This is a genomic window from Mesorhizobium sp. M0478, assembly GCF_040321305.1.
Lineage (GTDB): Bacteria > Pseudomonadota > Alphaproteobacteria > Rhizobiales > Rhizobiaceae > Mesorhizobium.
In genome coordinates, this window is sequence record NZ_JAMYRH010000003.1 from 574,831 (window position 1) to 589,966 (window position 15,136).

Consider the following 15,136-nt stretch of genomic DNA (forward strand, 5'->3'; position numbering starts at 1 on the left):
GCGAATCTGATCCTCAGGGGACGAGGAACGGGATTTCTCCCTCAAGTTACGTGCGACTATCGGCGCCGGGCCTTAACAACTCCTTACCGGCCGTCCAAAAAATTTACGAATGTGTACCACTCATGAAATCTAGGTAAATTCGACCGACATATCTGGTTAACCATCCCGGCCGCGTCACTCAGCCAGCTGCGGCAGGTTCCTGAACAGCTCCAGCGCCTCTGGATTGGCCAACGCTTCCTTGTTCTTGATGGCGCGGCCATGCACCACGTCGCGCACTGCAAGCTCGGTGATCTTGCCCGATTTGGTGCGCGGAATGTCGCTGACGGCGACGATCCTTGCCGGCACGTGGCGCGGGCTGGCGCCGCCGCGGATCTTGGAACGAATGCGCTTTTCCAGATTCTCGTCCAGCGTCACGCCGGCGGCCAGCCGCACGAACAGCACGACGCGGACGTCATTGTCGAAATCCTGACCGATGCACAGCGCCTCAAGGATCTCCGGCATCTGTTCGACCTGATTGTAGATCTCCGCCGTGCCGATGCGCACACCGCCCGGATTGAGCGTCGCGTCGGAACGGCCGTGGATGATCATGCCGCCATGCGCGGTCCATTCGGCGAAGTCGCCGTGGCACCAGACATTGTCGAAGCGCTCGAAATAGGCCGCATGGTATTTCTTGCCCTCAGGATCGTTCCAGAAGCCGATCGGCATCGACGGGAACGCTTTTGTGCAGACCAGCTCACCCTTTTGCTCGCGGATCGGCTTGCCGTCATCGTCCCATACATCGACAGCAAGGCCGAGGCCGGGACCCTGGATCTCGCCGGTCCAGACCGGTTGCGTCGGTACGCCGAGCACGAAACAGGAGACGATGTCGGTGCCGCCGGAAACCGAGGCCAGATGTACGTCCTTCTTGATGCCGTCAAAGACGAAGCGGAAATCCTCCGGCGACAACGGTGAGCCGGTCGAGGAAATCGCCCGCACACTCGACAGATCATGGCTGCGGATAGGCTTGAGCCCGGCCTTGCGCACGGAATCGATGAATTTGGCCGAGGTGCCGAAAAAGGTCATCTTCTCGGCATCGGCGAAGCTGAACAGCACATTGCCGTCGGGGTGGAAGGGTGAGCCGTCATAGAGCAGCAGCGTGGCGCCCGAGGCCAGGCCCGACACCAGCCAGTTCCACATCATCCAGCCGCAGGTGGTGAAGTAGAAGAAGCGGTCGCCTTCGACGAGCCCGGCATGCAGCCGGTGTTCCTTGACGTGCTGGACCAGCGTGCCGCCGGCCGAATGGACGATGCATTTGGGAATGCCGGTGGTACCTGACGAAAACAGGATGTAGAGCGGATGCGCGAACGGCAGCCGCTCGAACGTGACCGCTTTGGCGGTAAAGGGTAACAGCGCCTCTTCGAGCGCCACGGCCTTGTCGATGATCGCTGCGATATCGCGCGAGGTACCGAGATAGTCGACGATCAGGACCTTGCGGACGGTTTCGAGCTTCGCCGCAACGGCAGCGATCTTGTCGGCTAGCTCGATTGCCTTGCCATTGTACCAATAGCCGTCCGGCGCAATGAATATGACCGGCTCGATCTGGCCGAAACGGTCGAGCACGCCCTGCTCGCCGAAATCGGGGGAACAGGACGACCAGACCGCGCCGATGGAGGCGGCCGCCAGCATGGCGGCGACGGTTTCCGGCATGTTGGGCATCATCGCCGCGATGCGGTCGCCCTTTTTCACCTTGAGCGACAGGAAAAGCTGCTGAAAGCGCGAGGTCAGCTGGTGCAGTTCGCTCCACGACAGCCGCCGCTCGATCTTGTCCTCGCCGCGAAAGACGATCGCGTCACCGGAACCGGTCTTCTTCAGCAGGTTCTCGGCGAAGTTCAGCGTCGCTTCGGGAAAGAACGATGCGCCGGGCATCTTGTCGCCATCGACGAGCACGGTCTCGCCCGCATCGGTCCCTTTGTCGCCGACAATGCCGCAAAAGTCCCACAGCAGGCTCCAGAAGCCTTCGCGATCCTCGACCGACCAGCGGTGCAGGTCGGCGTAGGAGGCGAAGGATGTGCCGCTTTTGGCCGCTGCTGCCTTCATGAACGCGGTCAGTGGTGCTGCGTCGATCTGGTCTTGCGTCGGGGTCCAGAGCGGTGCTTCGGCAGCCATTATCGATCCTCCTTGAAGCCCGTCGCGTCGCAAGATAGATATGCTTTTGTTTTGATGCACGTCGTTGTCCCGGAACCGCTGCACTCTTCCGGGCGACATGCACTAGCCTCAGCTTTACAGGCGCCGCTGTCCCAAAAACGCCGCGCCTCGTAGCAGGCTGAAGCTGCATCGCTTATGCCTACCACCGTGCGGCAGAGCAAGATTTTGTTCCGCTAAAACTCGGCCATATGTTCGCAATTGCCATCGCCGGGCCATAAAGACTTGAAATGCCTCAGCCCTAAGTCGTAGTGACGACTGGAAGGCGTGGTGACAACTGGCGGTTACACCCGTCGGGCGATTTTTATCGGAATGAAAGCAACCGGGGCAATATGCCATCACCTTTGATCCGGCGCGGAATATGGGCGATCGGCGTTGCCGTGCTCGTCATCGCGCTGGTCGTCGCCGCTCTGCCGCTGTTTGCCTCGACCCGGATCGTGCGCGATCGCATTGCCTGGGAAATGAGCGCGTGGAGCGGTTTCAGGGTCACCATCGCCGGTTCGCCGCGCATCGAGGTGTGGCCGAAGTTCCGCGCCATATTGAGCGACGTCACGCTGTCGCAGTGGACCGAGACCGACGCGCCGCCGGTGATCGAGGCCGAACGGGTCGAGGTCGACCTTTCGGCCATGGCGGCGCTGCAGGGCGATGTGGTGTTTTCGACGGCGCGGCTGGTGCGGCCGACGATCCGGGTCCAGCGCGCCGCAAACGGCATATTCCTGCCCGCCATACCAACGGGCGGACGCATCACCCGCTCCATCGACACGGCGCGCGGCGTGGTCAACGCCGATCCGACGAAGCCGGATCTGAGCAAGCTGCCCGCCGATCCGTTCGGCACCGTGGAATTCAGGGACGGCCGCATGGTCGCCTCCGTCGGCGGCAAGGACCTCGAATTGCTGACCAGCCTGTCCGGCCAGGCGAGCTGGGCAGCGATGAACAGCAACGCGACCTTGTCGGCGACCGGAATCTGGCGCGGCGAGAGCGTCACCGTCGATGCCGCCTCGCCCAAGCCGCTGGTGCTGTTTGCCGGCGGCGCCGCACCGGTCACGTTTTCGTTCAAGGCAGCGCCGGCCAGCTTCTCGTTCGACGGCACGGCCAGCATGTCGCAAAACGCCTATTTCGATGGCCAGGCGAAATTCGCCGCGCCCTCGCTGCGGCGCGTGCTGGAATGGTCGCAGGCCGGCATTGCTCCTGGTACGGCGATCGGTTCGGTCTCGATTTCGAGCAAGATCACGGCGACCGCCGGCCGCGTCAAATTCGAAAACACCGCGGTGACGCTCGACAACAACCCGGGAATGGGGGCGCTGGATTTTTCGTTCGGCGACGCCTTGCCGGTGATATCAGGCACACTCGCCTTCGATACGCTCGACCTCAGGTCGCTGTTTTCGGCCTTCACGCCGCTGGCGCCGACCGGCGAGACCGGTCCCGGCGAAATCGACACCAGCTTCGCCGACCGGATCAATCTCGATCTGAGGCTGTCAGCGGCGCATGCCTCGGCCGGCGCAATCCAGCTTGCCGACGTCGCCGCCACGGCGCAGGTGAAGAACGGGCTTGCCGTCTTCGATATCTCCGATGCGTCGGCCTTTGGCGGCAACGTGCAAAGTAGCCTGCGTTTCGACCGCAAACCGGAGGGCTCGCAGGTCGAGATCCGGCTGCTCGCCTCCGACATTGACGGCGCCGCTTTCGGCACCGCGGCCGGAATGACGCGGCTGGTGCCGGCCAGCACCGGCACTGTCTCGGTCATTCTCAAAGGGCCGGGCAAATCCTGGGACTCGATCTTCGAGAACGCGGACGGCTCGGTCTCTGCGACGTTCGGGCCTGGCGCGCTGAGCGGGCTCAATTTGCCGGCATTTCTGAAGCACACGGAACAGGGCGGCTTCTTCGCGCTCGACGACGTCTCGGACGGGACACTGCCGATGGACGGCGCCGAGCTCAAGGCCACCATCTCGAAGGGTGTGGCAAGGCTGGACAAGGCCGAGGCCAATTCGGCGAAATACAAGGTCTGGCTGTCCGGCATCGCCTCTTACGGCGGACGCGGGCTGGCGCTTTCGGGGGGTGTCACCCAGGCCGACCCGGCAGCGGCACCGGTCAATGGCCAGCAGGGATCCAACCAGTCGTCATTCTTCGTCGGCGGCACCTGGAGCACGCCGTTCATCTCGCCGATCAGCCGCGGCGTCTCAGGCGAATAGGCGGTCCCTTACCGGAACCGCCCTATCCCTCGTTTGACGCAATCAACCGCGCTGCGCGGCCTGTTCGTCGAGCTGGCGCTGCACCTCACGCCGCTTGTTGGCGACCGAAGCGATGATGACGCCTACCGCCACGACGGCGATCAGGATGGTGCAGGCGGCGTTAATTTCCGGCGTCACGCCGAGACGCACCTGGCTGTAGATCTTCATCGGCAGCGTGGTGGCGCCAGGCCCGGAGGTGAAGGAGGCGATCACCAGATCGTCAAGCGACAAGGTGAAGGCCAGCATCCAGCCGGAGACGATGGCCGGCATGATCACCGGCAGCGTGATCTGAAAGAAGGTCTTTACCGGCGTTGCGCCGAGGTCCAAGGCAGCTTCTTCCAGCGAACGATCGAACGACACCAGGCGCGACTGCACGACGACAGCCACGAAGCACATGGTCAAGGTGATGTGAGCAAGCGTCACGGTCAGGAAGCCACGGTCGAGACCGACGGCAACGAACAGCAGCAACAGCGACAGGCCGGTGATGACTTCCGGCATGACCAGCGGCGCAAACACCATGCCGGAAAACAGGATGCGGCCGCGGAAGCGGGTGTAGCGGGTCAAGGTCAGTGCCGCCAGCGTGCCGAGCACGGTTGCCACAGTGGCGGAGATGACAGCCACACGCGCGGTCACCCAGGTGGCATCCATCAGCCCCTGATTGTGGAACAGCGAGGCATACCATTTGGTCGAGAAGCCGCCCCAGACGGTGACCAGCTTCGACTCGTTGAAGGAGAAGACGATGAGCAGCACGATCGGCAGATAGAGAAAGGCAAAGCCCAGCACGACCGAGGTGACGTTGAAGCGGCTCCAGGTGGCGTTCATTTGTCCTGCTCCTGGGCGCGTGCCTGGGCCTGCTGGAAGAGCATGATCGGCACGATCAGGAGCAGCAGCAGGATGACGGCGACGGCCGACGACACCGGCCAGTCACGGTTGGCGAAGAATTCATTCCACAAGGTCTTGCCGATCATCAGCGTCTGCGAGCCGCCGAGCAGATCGGGAATGACGAACTCGCCAACCGCTGGAATGAACACCAGCAGGCAGCCGGCGATGACCCCGGGCAGCGACAGCGGGAACGTGATCTTCCAGAAGGCTGATGTCGGCGGACAGCCGAGATCCTTTGCCGCCTCGATCAGCGAGTAATCCATCTTTTCCAGCGACGAATAGAGCGGCAGCACCATGAATGGCAGGTAGGAATAGACGATGCCGATGAAGATCGCCGTGTAAGTGTTGAGGATGATCAGTGGCTGATTGATGATGTGCAGCGACAACAGCAGCTGATTGAGCAGACCCTCGGGCTTGAGGATGCCGATCCAGGCATAGACGCGGATCAGGAACGACGTCCAGAACGGCAGGATAACCAGCATCAGCAAGGTCGGACGGATCGTCGCCGGCGCGCGGGCCATGCCGTAGGCGATCGGGAAGCCGACGAGCAAGGTCAGGATCGTCGAGACAGCAGCGATGATAACACTGGTCACGTAGGCTTTGAAGTAAAGCGCGTCCTGCGTTAGCCAGACATAATTGTCGACGCTGAGTTCGCGGAAGCGGACAAAGAACCCGGACATGCCGTCCCTGAAATCGAGCGCCGGCGTGTAGGGCGGCATGGCGATCGCCGACTGCGACAGCGAAATCTTGAAGACGATGATGAACGGGATGAAGAAGAAGAACAGCAGCCAGAGATAAGGCACGATGATGACGAGCCGGCTGACAAAGCCGGCACCGAGCCGCATCAGGAACGGTTTGGCCGCGGCCGATGGACCGGCGTCGGTGATGGCGATGTTGGACATGGCCGCCCCCTACCGTGTCAGCACGACGCCGGCATCCGGCCGGAAGGAGACCCAGGCGCGGTCGTTCCAGGTCAGCGGATCATCGGTGACGCGTGCAGCGTTGAGCGCGCTTGCCCTGATGATCTGGCCGTCATCCAGCCTGATGTGGTAGACGGTCATGTCGCCGAGATAGGCGACGTCGTAGACCTCGCCCTCAAGCGCATTGACTGCGTCGGCCGGTTTCTTCGACGACACCTTGATCTTCTCCGGCCTGATGGCGAAGACGATGTCGGAACCGGCCTTTGTATCGGTGCTGTTTTCGACGACGATCTGGGCCCCTGTCGCGCCGGTAATGCGCGTGGTGTTTGCCGCACGCTCGGCGACCTTGCCCTCGAACATGTTCACATTGCCGACGAAGTGGGCAACGAAGCGCGAACTGGGGGCTTCATAGACTTCCGCCGGCGTCGCCACCTGCATCACCTCGCCCTTGTCGATGATGGCGATGCGGTCGGCCATGGTCATCGCCTCTTCCTGGTCGTGGGTGACGACGACAAAGGTAAGGCCGAGATTTTGCTGCAGGTCCATCAGCTCGAACTGCGTTTCCTCGCGCAGCTTCTTGTCGAGCGCGCCGAGCGGCTCATCGAGCAGCAAGACTTTTGGCCGCTTGGCAACCGAGCGGGCGAGCGCGACGCGCTGGCGCTGGCCGCCCGACAATTGGTGCGGCTTGCGCTTGGCGAACTGCTCTAGCTTCACCAGCTTCAGCATCTCGGCGACGCGCTTTTCGATATCCGGTCCCGGCATGCCTTCCTGCTTGAGGCCGAAGGCAATGTTCTTTTCCACGCTCATATGCGGGAACAGCGCATAGGACTGGAACATCATGTTGACCGGGCGGCGGTAGGGCGGGATGCCGCGCAAATCCTGGCCGTCGAGAAGGATACGGCCGGCGGTGGGCTCCTCGAAGCCGGCAAGCATCCGCAGCAACGTCGACTTTCCGCAGCCCGACGCGCCGAGCAGGGCGAAGAACTCGCGCTCGAAAATGGTCAGCGACAGATTGTTGACGGCGGTGAAGTCACCGAACTTCTTGGTGACATTCTCGAATTGGATATATGGCTTGGCGTTCGGGTCGTTCCATGGCGCGAAATCCCTGCGGATGCTGCCAAGCGATTTCATGTCCAACTCCGTCCTGTTTTTTTTGCTTCTTGCCCCAGAGAAGAATGGTCCCGGCAGATGACTGCCGGGACCATGTCGCATTGCTTACTGGCCGGTGACGATCTTGGTCCAGCTGCGCGTGATCAGGCGCTGGGTCTTGGGGTCGTAGGGCTGGACCGTATAGAGCTTTTTCAAGGTCTCGGCGTCCGGATAGACCGCCGGATCATCCAGCAGCGCCTTGTCGACGAACTGCTGCGAAGCCTTGTTGCCGTTGGCGTACAGCACATAGTTGGACGACTTGGCGATCACTTCCGGCTTCATCATGTAGTTGAGAAATTCGAGTGCCTCGGCGGCATGCGGCGCATCGGCGGGAATCGCCATCTGGTCGAACCACATCTGGGCGCCTTCCTTGGGCACGGAATAGCCGATCTCGACGCCTTGCTTGGCCTCGACCGCGCGGTTGCGTGCCTGGAAGACGTCACCCGACCAGCCGACCGCCAAACAGATATCGCCGTTGGCGAGCGCGTTGATGTATTCGGACGAATGGAATTTGCGGATATACGGCCGCACCTTCAGCAACGTCTCCTCGGCCTTGGCGATGTCGTCAGGTGAGGTGCTGTTCGGATCGAGGCCGAGGTATTTGAGCGCCGCCGGGATGATGTCGGCCGGCGAGTCCAGCACATAGACGCCGCAGTCCTTCAGCTTGGCCAGGCTGTCGGGATTGAAGAACACATCCCAGCTGTCGATCTTGTCGGTGCCGAGTGCAGCCTGCACCTTCTTGATGTTGTAGCCGATGCCGACCGTGCCCCACATGTAGTTGATCGAATATTCGTTGCCCGGATCGTATTTGGCGGTGCGCTCCGAAACCGTGTCCCACATGTTGGAAATGTTGGGCAGCTTCGACTTGTCGAGCTTCTGGAACACGCCGGCCTGGATCTGGCGGGCCAGGAAGTTGCCGCTGGGCACGACGACGTCATAGCCGCTGCCGCCGGCAAGCAGCTTGGTTTCGAGGATTTCATTGGAATCGAAGGTGTCGTAGACGACCTTGATGCCGGTCTCCTTGGTGAAGTCGTCAATGATCGAACTGTCGATGTAATCCGACCAGTTGAAGACGTTGACGACGCGATCCTCGGCATGGCCGCCAACGGCGAAAAGCGTCAGAAATGCCGAGGTTGCCGAAAGCCAGAGCGCTTTGCGGATCATGCTGTTCTCCTTTGATGAGTGTTCCTTCACCAAGTCGTCGCTGTTCGAGCGCGATTGGGCATTTGCTTCAGAGTATTGAGCTTTCCGGGCAGCCACAAGCATGAACTGCCGGCGCCGTCCGGGCGGTTCGACGAGCGGCAGATGATGGCTCTGTGTGCCCGCATGGCGGGCGCGGTGACGCCGTCAGAGGCTTTCGCCGCGGCGCTGGCAGGGATACGACGCTGTGGTCCGGTCTTGGTCCGACCGGCGGGGACACTTGGCAAGATAAGCCTGTCTTGTTGTTGCCGTGCCCCAGCCTGCCCGTGCCGCAGCAAGGTTGTCAATGGCCCGCGCGGGGAAGCTCGGTCAATAGGGCGTGCGGCTTCGCTAATTGGGGAAAGACGGGCGTAATTAGGGAAGACGGGCTCAACCAAGGGAAAGGCGGGTCAATTAGGGGATGGCAGGCCAGTGGTCCCCGGCCGTGCAGGCCTCGCCTGGCGCTTGAATTCAAGCGCGATATGGACGAGCAGCGCGGCGACCACCACCGCGCCGCCGATGATGGTGCGCACCGAGGGCACCTCGCCATGAACGAGCCAGACCCAGATCGGTCCGAGGATCGGCTCGAACGTGCCGAGGAGTGCTGCGATCGCCGCCGGAACCAGCCTCGCGCCGGTGGCGAAGAAGGCAAGGCCGAGGCCGAGATTGATAACGCCGAAGGCAAACAGGAAAGCCATGTCGTGGGTCGACGTGGCAAACTGCGTGGCTTGCGATGCGGCGAAAGCCGCTGCCAGCATCGTGCCGAGGCACGTCGCCGGCGTCATGCGCACATGGGCGAAGCGCCGGGTGATGACGGTGGCAATCGAGAACATGACGGCGATCAGCAGCGACAGCCCGTCGCCAATGGGCGATACGGCGCCGTCGAGCGATTCCGACACCATGATGGCGACGCCGGCGATGACGGCGGCGATCGCCACCCAGGTCGCGACGGCGACGCGTTCGCGAAACAGCACCCAGGCAAGCAATGCCGCCAGCAGCGGCACACCGGCCTGCATCAACAGGATATTGGCAACGGTGGTGTAGGCGAGCGCGACAACGAAGCACGTCGACGCCGTGGCGAAACAGACGGCCACGGCAAGGCCGGGCAGGCCCATGTCGCGAAACAGCCGCAACATGCCGCGCCAGCCGTCGCGCCAGGCCATGAAGCAAATCAGGAACACAGCCGCCCACAGCGAGCGCCAGAACACCACCGTCCAACTGTCAGCGGTGTCGATGAAGCGGGCGATGGTGCCGCCAAAGCTCCACATCAGCGCCGACAGGAACACCAGCAGCAAGCCGACCCGCTCTTCGCGAGGCGAGACGATCGGCGGTGCGGCGATTGGAGAAGATGCGGTATCGGTCATGGGGTGCGACTGTCGGCTATCTCGGGGCGGCATGATGCACAATGGACGACAGAAACGTGCCGTATTCGCCTAGCGCATAGGCTACCGCCGGACGTGATCCAGCCCGGCATTCCCTTTGGCGCACCGCCAACCGGCAGCCATACGGGCAAACACCGCCGTTTCTAGGACGTGCCCTTGTTGCCGCGGATAAAGCGCCAAAGACCGGCCAACGGTACCAGCAGCAGAATGCCGAACTTTTTCAGGGCGATGAGCGCGACCGCAATCAGGCCGGCCTTTGCCGCGAGTTTTCCGGCGATGAGGCCGCCAATGCCAACCGCGGCGACCGTGTCGGTGCCGGGCAGAAAATCGGTGTATTTCTTGCCGGTGTTGAAGTCCGCCACGCCCAGCACTTCGTCCAGGCTCTGCTTGATCTCCGGCAATTGTTCAACCGTAGCGATGTAGCTCATCACGAAGACGCCTTCCCGGCCGAGGAAACGGACGTCGTAATTGAGCGTGTGGACGGTATCGTCTCCGAACTGCAGTTCCTTGGCCCAGTGCAGCCGCTTGTGGACGAAATCATAGACCGGCGGCGAGGCCCAGCCGATCAGCTTGATCGGGGGAAAGCCGCCCTTCACCCGCTGATCGTTGGCCGACAATGTGTCCGCCTGCATGCTGCTCAGCAATTCGGTGTAGTCGATGGATGCGGCGTCGGCGTCATCGACATGGCCGATCTTTTCATAGCGCAATTCGATGCCCCAACCGTTGCCGGCGATGGGCTCGTACTTGGCCGGGAAGATCATGCCGATTGCTTCGGACGCGGTATCAGGCGGATTGCCCCAGGCCTCGGTCAGGACGGACGTCGCGTCCTTCTTGCCCAGAAAATAGAACTTGTCCTTGAGATCGAGATGGATGCCTTCGGGAAGGTCGACCGCGCCGGTCTTTGGATCGATTTTGTCCAGGAATGCCTTGCCGTCGTCACTATACTGTTGATAGTCCTTGAAGAATTCCGAGGATTTTTCTGCCAGAACAGGCCCCGCCAAAGGGCAAGCGCCACGCCAAGCCACAAAGCTTTCCTGTTCATAAGCCATCCCCCCCTTGGCTGCCCTGCAGCTCACCTTCGATAGCGCAGCGCCGATGCTTAATCAATATTTGGTTCGGCGATGGTTCGGGCAGCGCTCTATTGCTTAGCGCAAACAGCTGCGGTCTTCCGCGACCTCCAGCCCGAGAAGCATCACTGGAAATCGAAGGCGCTCAGGCCCGTCGCCATCTCGTCCAGGCCCAGCGGACGGGTCACCGGCGGCTCGGCGCGGGCGAGGCAGCCGATGCGTTCGCACAGCCGGCAAGCGGGACCGACCGGCGTGGCGGCGCCCTGTCCGGCCTTTGCCGGCAGCCCGGCGCCATAGACGCTCTCGTCGCGAAAGCCGATATCGCAGCCCAACAGCAGCGCGGTGCGGCGCGGGCGCTCGGAGAACGAACCCTGCGGCCCCTCGAGCGTGCGTGCGATGCAGAGGAACTCGGCGCCGTCGGGCATTTCCACCGCCTCGACCAGGATCTGGCCAGGCGAAGCGAAAGCGGCATGGACCGGCAGTTTCGGGCAGCCGCCGCCAAAGCGGCTTTGCGGAAAGCCCTGGCCGCCGGCCTTGCGGAAGCGGTTGCCGGCATTGTCGACCTCGAGCATGAAGAACGGCACTCCGGACAAGCCAGGACGCTGCAGCATGGTCAGGCGGTTCGCCGCCTGTTCGAAGGAGACGCCGAAACGCGAGCGCAGCACATCGATGTCGTAACGAGCCCGCACGGCGGCGGCATGAAAGGCCTGATAGGGCATCATCAAGGCATGGGCGGCGTAGCGGCCGAACTCGAAGCGGGCGAGCCGGCGGGCTTCGTCCGTACCGAGCTTCAGCGCCTGAATTTCGCCGGCGATCGCGACCGTCATGCGGATCAGGCAGGCCTCCATGGCGACTTCGCGCAACTGGTCGAACGGCGACAGCCGCTCCGATAGAAAAAGACGCTGCGAATGACGGTCATAACGGCGGCGCCAGTTCGGCATGGTGGCGACCGGCAGAACCTTGACGACGATGCCATACTCGCGCTTCAGCCACGCCTTCAGCGCGCCGAACAGATCGTCGCCGGGGTCGAGCATCGAGGTGAAGGCCTCGGCCTCTTCCTCCAGTGCTGCAAAATGGTTCGGCCGGCGCTCGAAAATCTCGTGCACTTCGTCGATCGGCAGCCGCGCACCGGACAGCGCCGTGGCGCGGCCCTCGCGCGCCAGAAGCTCGTTGAGATCGGACAGCCGCTCGGCCTGCTCGCGGTAAGCGCGAAACAGTTTTATCATCGCAGCCGATGCGTTGGGGGCTGCCTCGGCCAGTTCGATCAGTTCCTGGTCGCCCGGCAGCTCACCGGCAAGCAGCGGGTCGCCGAACACTTCCTTCAAGGCCGAGATCGACCCTCTCGCCTCACCCTGCAATTCATGCGGGTCGACCTTGTAGACAGAGGCCAGCTTCAGGATCAGTTGCACCGTCAGCGGCCGTTGGTTGCGCTCGATCAGGTTGAGATAGGACGGCGAGATGCCGAGCCCCTCGGCCATCGCCGTCTGGGTCAGGCCTTTGGCGATGCGGATGCGGCGGATGCGCGGCCCGGCGAATATCTTCTGGTCGGCCATCGGCTTTCCGTGACAGGAATTTACACGACTTGCGAGCGATGAACGGCGCACCATCTTTTTACAATTATGACAGACTTACAGCGGCAAGCAGTCAAACACAACACAGGTTTTCTCTTATTTTCTACCGGAAATGGCGGTTTTCCTCGCTCTCGTCGCGGCGCAATGTAAATGATGTCGCACACAGACGACGCACACCATCCCAGGGCGCGGCGTTTCAAGACACTGGCATCGATTGATCTGGAGTGACCAATGACTGATTTTTACAATCTTGTCCCATCCGCGCCCGAAGGCCGCTTCGACGGCATCGAACGAGCCTATTCGCCGGACGATGTGAAGCGGCTGCGCGGGTCGGTCCAGATACGCCAGAGTCTTGCCGAAATGGGCGCCAACCGGCTGTGGAAGCTCATCCACGAGGAAGACTTCGTCAATGCACTCGGCGCCATGTCGGGCAACCAGGCGATGCAGCAGGTGCGTGCCGGGCTGAAGGCAATCTATCTCTCGGGCTGGCAGGTCGCCGCCGACGCCAACACCGCGTCGGCCATGTATCCGGACCAGTCGCTCTATCCCGCCAATGCGGCGCCCGAACTGGTCAAGCGCATCAACCGCACGCTGCAGCGCGCCGATCAGATCGAGACCTCGGAAGGCAACGGCCTGTCGGTCGACACATGGTTCGCGCCGATCGTCGCCGATGCCGAGGCCGGCTTCGGCGGACCGCTCAACGCCTTCGAGATCATGAAGGCGTTCATCGAGGCGGGCGCTGCCGGCGTCCACTATGAGGACCAGCTGGCCTCTGAGAAGAAGTGCGGCCATCTCGGCGGCAAAGTGCTGATCCCGACCGCCGCGCATATCCGCAACCTCAACGCGGCGCGTCTGGCGGCCGACGTGATGGGCACGCCGACGCTAGTCGTGGCACGCACCGATGCGGAAGCGGCAAAGCTTCTGACCTCCGACATTGACGAGCGCGACCAGCCTTTCGTCGACTACGATGCCGGCCGCACGGTTGAAGGCTTCTACCAGGTCAGGAACGGCATCGAACCGTGCATCGCGCGCGCCATTGCCTATGCGCCGCATGCCGACCTGATCTGGTGCGAAACATCCAAGCCCGATCTGGCGCAGGCCAAGAAATTCGCCGAAGGCGTGCGCAGGCATCATCCGGGCAAGCTGCTCGCCTATAATTGCTCGCCGTCGTTCAACTGGAAGAAGAACCTCGACGACGCGACGATCGCCAAGTTCCAGCGCGAGCTCGGCGCCATGGGCTACAAGTTCCAGTTCATCACATTGGCCGGGTTCCACCAGCTCAATTTCGGCATGTTCGAGCTGGCCCGCGGCTACAAGGCGCGGCAGATGGCGGCCTATTCCGAGTTGCAGGAAGCCGAGTTCGCGGCCGAAGTCCACGGCTACACCGCGACCAAGCACCAGCGCGAGGTCGGCACCGGCTATTTCGACGCCGTGTCGATGGCAATCAGCGGCGGCCAGTCGTCGACCACCGCCATGCATGAATCGACCGAGCACGTCCAGTTCAAGCCGGCAGCGGAATGAACCGATCGACATAACCAACAGAGGAAACGCCCGAAGGGCAAGGGAGAAGAAAATGGCATCGATAAGCCGCGTCAAGGAACGTGCAGAAGAGCAGTCCACCACGATGAGTGTCGACCAACAGGCGACCATCCGCATGCTGGCCAACGACCTGCACCGGCTCAATCAATCGGTGATGAAGGCAGTGGAGGCCGGCGTCTCGGTGGAACTGGTGCGCTCGGCCCGGCATCATGGCGGCGACGGCAATTGGGGCGACCTGCTGATCCCGGTGATCGTCACGCAGAAGAGTCACGGCTGATCTTCCCTAACGGAAGCTTTGTGCTTGTGGAACCTATGGACCCCGCCGCTCACTGGCCGATTTCAACGTCACCCGCGGGTTTTCAGCGCGGGTGACTTTTGCTTTTGAGCGTAAACTTAACTACAGTTCGAAAACAGACCTTGTCTCCGGGGTTTAATATTTCCGGCTATATTTCGCAGGTCCGTCATTTCAGCTTGACATGGCGGGCGATCTCACGCCAATTGGCTCTCGGATTTCAACCCTGCATTGAAGCAGCGCCGAGTGCCCGCCCCGCCCATGTGCCCTGTGAACCGCGAGACCGACACCGCCAAACATCTGAATTCGTCAAGCAGGGACGCGAACTCCGAGATATCAACGGATTTCTCCCACGTGCTGGTCGTTGGAAAATCGCCGATCAACCGGGTGGTGGTGTCGAAGATCGTCGAGAAGTCCGGACTGAAGCCGATCTCCGAGTCGCCCGAAATGGCGGCCAAGACATTGCGAACCCTCATTCCGGGCGCCGTCGTTCTCGATGGCGGCCCCGACAACGAGGACTGCCGCGCGCTGATGGCGGCCATCGACGCCTTGCGGCGGACATCTGGGCGGTCGCTCCCCAAGGTGATCCTGCTTTCAACCAAGACCGGCACGCCCGACAGCCTGGGCCTGTCGAGCGTGGTCGATGTGGTGGTAACCAAGCCGATCACCACCGAAAGGCTGCAGCCGGTGGTCGACCGGCTGATCAGTCTCGGGCGCGGCTGATCGCAATCCGCCCGAACGCGTGCGGG

General features: G+C 62.2%; 12 protein-coding genes. 4 read left to right on the plus strand and 8 right to left on the minus strand.

All coding sequences use genetic code 11. From position 1 onward, the window contains the following. Positions 1-174 precede the first annotated feature (174 nt). The gene (locus tag NKI64_RS10605; protein WP_352667848.1) at positions 175-2,145 is read right to left on the minus strand and encodes an acetoacetate--CoA ligase; all 1,971 of its coding nucleotides are present in this window, start codon (positions 2,143-2,145) and stop codon (positions 175-177) included. A gap of 368 nt (positions 2,146-2,513) precedes the next feature. Here NKI64_RS10605 and NKI64_RS10610 point away from each other — a divergent pair, with 368 nt between their 5' ends. After that, a complete protein-coding gene (locus tag NKI64_RS10610) occupies positions 2,514-4,367 on the plus strand; it encodes an AsmA family protein (RefSeq protein ID WP_352667850.1) in 1,854 nt (617 codons plus the stop codon). Between the two features lie 42 nt (positions 4,368-4,409). On the opposite strand, the gene NKI64_RS10615 is transcribed toward NKI64_RS10610, so the two are convergent. The 7 genes from NKI64_RS10615 to NKI64_RS10645 form a co-directional block, all read right to left on the minus strand. Next, positions 4,410-5,228 (minus strand): ABC transporter permease, encoded by an 819-nt coding sequence (locus NKI64_RS10615; protein WP_023815098.1) that lies wholly within the window; start codon positions 5,226-5,228, stop codon positions 4,410-4,412. After that, entirely contained in the window at positions 5,225-6,190 is a 966-nt protein-coding gene (locus tag NKI64_RS10620; RefSeq protein ID WP_352667853.1) for an ABC transporter permease subunit, read from the minus strand. Before NKI64_RS10620 ends, NKI64_RS10615 begins: the two co-directional genes overlap by 4 nt. A 9-nt stretch (positions 6,191-6,199) precedes the next feature. Continuing rightward, positions 6,200-7,339 carry an ABC transporter ATP-binding protein gene (locus NKI64_RS10625; RefSeq protein ID WP_023669324.1) on the minus strand — a complete coding sequence of 380 codons (1,140 nt, stop codon included), beginning with the start codon at positions 7,337-7,339 and terminating at the stop codon, positions 6,200-6,202. Between the two features lie 84 nt (positions 7,340-7,423). Then, positions 7,424-8,521, minus strand: a complete 1,098-nt coding sequence (locus NKI64_RS10630; RefSeq protein WP_023669323.1) for a polyamine ABC transporter substrate-binding protein — start codon at positions 8,519-8,521, stop codon at positions 7,424-7,426. Between the two features lie 425 nt (positions 8,522-8,946). Beyond that, a complete protein-coding gene (locus NKI64_RS10635; protein WP_023729069.1) occupies positions 8,947-9,900 on the minus strand; it encodes a DMT family transporter in 954 nt (317 codons plus the stop codon). A 161-nt stretch (positions 9,901-10,061) separates the two neighbouring features. Next, on the minus strand, positions 10,062-10,919 hold the full coding sequence (locus NKI64_RS10640; RefSeq protein WP_352667855.1) for a DUF2167 domain-containing protein: 858 nt from the start codon (positions 10,917-10,919) through the stop codon (positions 10,062-10,064). Between the two features lie 191 nt (positions 10,920-11,110). Continuing rightward, positions 11,111-12,538 carry a helix-turn-helix domain-containing protein gene (locus tag NKI64_RS10645; RefSeq protein ID WP_023681875.1) on the minus strand — a complete coding sequence of 476 codons (1,428 nt, stop codon included), beginning with the start codon at positions 12,536-12,538 and terminating at the stop codon, positions 11,111-11,113. A gap of 249 nt (positions 12,539-12,787) precedes the next feature. Here NKI64_RS10645 and aceA point away from each other — a divergent pair, with 249 nt between their 5' ends. The 3 genes from aceA to NKI64_RS10660 all read left to right on the plus strand — a co-directional run bounded on the left by aceA (position 12,788) and on the right by NKI64_RS10660 (position 15,110). Beyond that, positions 12,788-14,077: an isocitrate lyase gene (gene aceA, locus NKI64_RS10650; RefSeq protein ID WP_023681876.1), complete on the plus strand. Its 1,290-nt coding sequence runs from the start codon at positions 12,788-12,790 to the stop codon at positions 14,075-14,077. Between the two features lie 52 nt (positions 14,078-14,129). Further along, a complete protein-coding gene (locus tag NKI64_RS10655; RefSeq protein WP_023669318.1) occupies positions 14,130-14,372 on the plus strand; it encodes an SMc00767 family acetate metabolism repressor in 243 nt (80 codons plus the stop codon). A gap of 276 nt (positions 14,373-14,648) precedes the next feature. Continuing rightward, positions 14,649-15,110, plus strand: coding sequence for a response regulator (locus NKI64_RS10660; protein WP_023669317.1), 462 nt, complete (start codon positions 14,649-14,651; stop codon positions 15,108-15,110). Positions 15,111-15,136 lie beyond the last annotated feature (26 nt).